Source organism: Escherichia sp. WS1152 (genome assembly GCF_046487665.1).
GTDB classification, from domain to species: domain Bacteria; phylum Pseudomonadota; class Gammaproteobacteria; order Enterobacterales; family Enterobacteriaceae; genus Escherichia; species Escherichia coli.
Genome location: NZ_JBJQJA010000048.1, coordinates 1 through 4,129 on the forward strand (window position 1 = coordinate 1; position 4,129 = coordinate 4,129).

The following is a 4,129-nucleotide window of genomic DNA, read 5'->3' on the forward strand; positions in this document are numbered from 1 at the left end:
TCTTTTAACGCTGGCGAAGGACTTAGAGCAGAAATCGAAAGCGCAGCAGCAGACTACCGGCGAGATGCTGAAAGCCGCATTCAGCGAGCACGAGAAGTCTGTCAGAGCGGAACTGAGCGAAAGCGAGAAGAGAATCAGCGCCGCCATCCTCGACCACGACCGGAAGCTGTCCTCAGCCATGAGCCAACGCACGAAAGGGATGCTGCGTATGATCAGCCAGACGTGGCTGACCATAGTCCTGGTCTCCGCGCTACTGATCGCCTCGAGCGCGGGCATTCTGTGGTGGCAGGGGCAACAGATACTCGACAACTACACGACCATCCAGGAACAGAAGAGCACGCAGGCCATGCTTTCAGAGAAGAACAACGGCGTCCAGCTCACGACCTGCGGGGAGGAGAGACGCCGCTGCGTGAGGGTGAACCCGGAAGCGGGAAGATTCGGAGAGGATTCGAGCTGGATGATACTGGCGGGGAAATAGCACATGACGGAACTGGAAAAACAGTTGCTGAGCGCATTAGAGCAGCTACAGCAGGACTACTCGAAAAGGCTGGACGAGTGGGAGAACGCCTTCGCGGAATGGCGGACGATGTCTGGGCTTATGCAACGGGAGAACGCGGCGCTGAGCGAGCGCGTCACGGGCTTGAGCAGGCAGGTGCAGAGTTTGAGCGATCAGCTGCGCCGATTGTCGCAAGGCTGAATGGCATCGAGGCGCACCGGGAGCAGGAGCGCGCGGCGCAGCACCAGAAAGCGCTGGAGCTGGAACGATCGCAGCGGCAGAAAGGTTTTGAGCTTGGAATGTAGTTAATCAATGAAAAGGGATGCGTTATGAAATGTTTCTGGGCTTGCTCAGTCTCGGTGGTTTTGGCTATGTCATTTACAGTCGCTGCTGCGGAGAATAACGACAACGTTACATATACAAAACCGTCAGCCGGGAGGGACTTATATCTTACCTGTAAAGGTTATCAGGTGAAGGGGGCATCTGTAATTAACGTCGAGAAACCTTCTTACCTTGAAGGTACTGGTGAGCAGGTTGAATTTGCAATCATTACTCCTGTTGGTGCGTCTGACGGACTCAAGGTCTTTTTTGATTCATGGGGTTTTTCTTCATTTGGATTGATTGAAAGCCATGTGATGCATGAGCACTGGTCTTTAGTTCATGTTGGGGGGCGTGCTTCAGTCAAAGGTGAAAAGATTGATTATTCATTTGTAGATAACCAGCCACAGGAGGGGGGGAGCTATAAACCCAAAACAGGTGTGTTCCTGTACGGCTGCATGAACTCGGATAAAAGACCATCTTGGGTCGAAAAGATCTACACAAGAACAGGTGTGTTTCGAGGGGGCATAGAAGACTAAAATACTGCTTACAGCATGAAAATCCATTGAACAGAGTGTCAGTTCATTTCCGTGCATAACTATGCATACCGTAAGAACTTACGGGGGGCATTTATCGGCGTTTTTACGTGGTAAGAGGTGCTCTTTTGCGGTTCATGGCGCAGAACGGTGCTGAGGCTGTCTGCGGCGGTGCGAACAAGGGATGTTATGGTAAATAAGAGTGTCTTTTGGATATTTTAAATCTGTTTTTTTATTAAATTTAATGGGGGCAGAAAATGGGGGATTTTGAGCGTACCTTTGGAGCTGGTGCTGATTTTGATCGGATAATTGATGAGAATAACAGCGAATATTTTCGAGAAGATCGCCGAAAAACTAAAAATTCAAAAAAAAAATTCTCTTCTTTTCAAGATGCTTTGGTTTGGGCGAAAGCTAATCCTGGCAAAACGATAATAAGATCTCCAGACGGTGTGGGGTTTATTGAAAAATGAAAGAGTGGATTCACTGTAAAACAACAGTCATTTTTTGGACAACACTGTCTATATACGTACTCATATGTTTCACAGTGTCGTATGTTGGAGTCTATGTTACGTACGTTGCAGGGCCTATTTTGTTAGTTACAGGCATTCTTGCATGGCTTACGAAACCTAGCTGTAATCCAAAGTGACTGGGCTAGACGAACTTTATCCCCCCATAAAACCCGCTTTTTTAAACGGATCTTCTTGAGATCATTCATGGAGAATCGTAATCTCTTAGCACTGTAAACGAAAAAACCGCCCAGCAAGGCGGTTTTTTCGAAGGTTCTCAGAGCAGCAACTCTTTGAACCGAGGTAACTGGCTTGGAGGAGCACAGTCACCAAAACTTGTCCTTTCAGTTTAGCCTTAACCGGCGCATAACTTCAAGACTAACTCCTCTAAATCAGTTACCAGTGGCTGCTGCCAGTGGCGTTTTGTCGTGTCTTTCCGGGTTGGACTCAAGTCGATAGTTACCGGATAAGGCGCAGCGGTCGGACTGAACGGGGGGTTCGTGCATACAGTCCAGCTTGGAGCGAACTGCCTACCCGGAACTGAGTGTCAGGCGTGGAATTAGATAAACGCGGCCATAACAGCGGAATGACACCGGTAAACCGAAAGGCAGGAACAGGAGAGCGCACGAGGGAGCTACCAGGGGGAAACGCCTGGGATCTTTATAGTCCTGTCGGGTTTCGCCACCACTGATTTGAGCGTCAGATTTCGTGATGCTTGTCAGGGGGGCGGAGCCTATGGAAAAACGGCAACGCCGCATCCTTTTTCCGCCCTTTCTGATTGATTTCCGCTTAGTCTCTTTATCCAGCCATTCGTAAGCTGGCAACGCCCGCCGCAGTCTCACGGCAGGAGCGCAGCGACCGAGTGAGCGAGGAGGCGTCATTTCACCGGGATCTGCATTTCGCACTTACGCCCCACAGCAGCATTTTCTCCCTGCCACATGAAGCACTTTCCTGAATCCCCACTCCGATTTACCATGTTAAGCCAGTATACACTCCGCTAGCGCTACGTGACTGGTTCAGGGCTGCGCCCCGAAACCCGCTGAAAAGTACTGCCGCGCCCTGCGGGCTTGCCCAACACCGCTCCGGACAGGAAAAAATTTCCCGCCCGAACCGGTGTTATCCGGAGGATGGTTTGGCAGAAAAGCGCAACAAAATGCTCACTATGTGGGTGACAGAAGACGAGCACCGCCGACTTCTGGAGCGCTGTGAGGGTAAACAACTCGCGGCCTGGATGCGCCAGATATGCCTGGACGAAAAGCCCTCGCGTGCTGGCAAACTTCCATCCATCTCGCCGGCGCTGCTTCGTCAGCTTGCCGGCATGGGTAACAACCTCAACCAGATTGCCCGGCAGGTTAACGCCGGTGGCGGTACTGGGCACGATCGCGTGCAGGTTGTCGCCGTGCTGATGGCCATTGATGCCGGACTCGAGCGGCTGCGGCACGCCGTGCTGGAAAAGGGGGCAGACGATGATCGTTAAGTTTCATCCCAGAGGCCGCGGCGGTGGCGGCGGTCCGGTGGATTATCTGCTGGGGAAAGACCGGCAGCGCGACGGCGCCAGCGTTCTGCAGGGTAAGCCGGAGGAAGTGCGGGAGCTTATTGACGCCTCGCCTTACGCCAAGAAATACACCTCCGGCGTGCTGTCTTTTGCCGAACAGGATTTGCCGCCCGGCCAGCGTGAAAAGCTGATGGCGAGCTTTGAGCGGGTTCTGATGCCCGGACTCGATAAAGACCAGTACAGCGTACTGTGGGTTGAGCACCGGGACAAAGGGCGGCTGGAGCTGAACTTCCTGATCCCGAACACGGAGCTGCTGACCGGCAGACGTCTCCAGCCGTATTACGACCGCGCCGACCGTCCGCGCATTGATGCCTGGCAGACCATAGTGAACGGCAGACTGGGGCTGCACGACCCGAACGCGCCGGAAAACCGGCGGGCGCTGGTTACACCGTCCGCGCTGCCGGAAGCGAAGCAGGAAGCCGCCCAGGCGATTACGCGCGGCCTACTTTCCCTTGCCTCATCCGGGGAGCTGAAAACCCGTCAGGACGTCACTGAGGCGCTGGAAAGTGCGGGTTTTGAGGTGGTGCGCACCACGAAAAGCAGCATCAGCATTGCCGACCCTGACGGGGGGCGAAACATCCGACTGAAGGGAGCCATCTATGAACAGTCTTTTAACGCTGGCGAAGGACTTAGAGCAGAAATCGAAAGCGCAGCAGCAGACTACCGGCGAGATGCTGAAAGCCGCATTCAGCGAGCACGAGAAGTCTGTCAGAGCGGA

General features: G+C 53.3%; 7 protein-coding genes and 1 pseudogene. 7 read left to right on the forward strand and 1 reads right to left on the reverse strand.

Going from position 1 to position 4,129, the window contains the following annotated elements; all coding sequences use genetic code 11:
* From ACJHW7_RS25140 to ACJHW7_RS25155, 4 genes are all read left to right on the forward strand, one after another.
* Nucleotides 1-478 (forward strand): MbeB family mobilization protein (locus tag ACJHW7_RS25140; RefSeq protein WP_409405879.1); only part of this gene is annotated, 478 nt, incomplete at its 5' end.
* A gap of 3 nt (nucleotides 479-481) precedes the next feature.
* The gene (locus ACJHW7_RS25145; RefSeq protein ID WP_072048928.1) at nucleotides 482-697 is read left to right on the forward strand and encodes an MbeD family mobilization/exclusion protein; all 216 of its coding nucleotides are present in this window, start codon (nucleotides 482-484) and stop codon (nucleotides 695-697) included.
* Between the two features lie 128 nt (nucleotides 698-825).
* Nucleotides 826-1,353 (forward strand): hypothetical protein, encoded by a 528-nt coding sequence (locus tag ACJHW7_RS25150; RefSeq protein ID WP_016246513.1) that lies wholly within the window; start codon nucleotides 826-828, stop codon nucleotides 1,351-1,353.
* A 254-nt stretch (nucleotides 1,354-1,607) separates the two neighbouring features.
* Nucleotides 1,608-1,820, forward strand: coding sequence for a hypothetical protein (locus tag ACJHW7_RS25155; protein ID WP_034169353.1), 213 nt, complete (start codon nucleotides 1,608-1,610; stop codon nucleotides 1,818-1,820).
* 428 nt (nucleotides 1,821-2,248) lie between these two features.
* On the opposite strand, the gene ACJHW7_RS25160 is transcribed toward ACJHW7_RS25155, so the two are convergent.
* Nucleotides 2,249-2,362, reverse strand: coding sequence for a replication initiation protein (locus ACJHW7_RS25160; RefSeq protein WP_072035093.1), 114 nt, complete (start codon nucleotides 2,360-2,362; stop codon nucleotides 2,249-2,251).
* Between the two features lie 647 nt (nucleotides 2,363-3,009).
* On the opposite strand from ACJHW7_RS25160, the gene ACJHW7_RS25165 reads away from it, so the two are divergent.
* From ACJHW7_RS25165 to ACJHW7_RS25175, 3 genes and pseudogenes are all read left to right on the forward strand, one after another.
* Complete coding sequence (locus ACJHW7_RS25165; protein WP_024191642.1) at nucleotides 3,010-3,333, forward strand: MobC family plasmid mobilization relaxosome protein; 324 nt, start codon at nucleotides 3,010-3,012, stop codon at nucleotides 3,331-3,333.
* Nucleotides 3,323-4,069: pseudogene (gene mbeA, locus ACJHW7_RS25170) on the forward strand (plasmid mobilization relaxase MbeA); the annotation flags it as partial. The gene ACJHW7_RS25165 and the pseudogene mbeA, both read left to right, overlap by 11 nt.
* Nucleotides 4,029-4,129 (forward strand): MbeB family mobilization protein (locus ACJHW7_RS25175; RefSeq protein WP_410233593.1); only part of this gene is annotated, 101 nt, incomplete at its 3' end. The pseudogene mbeA and the gene ACJHW7_RS25175, both read left to right, overlap by 41 nt.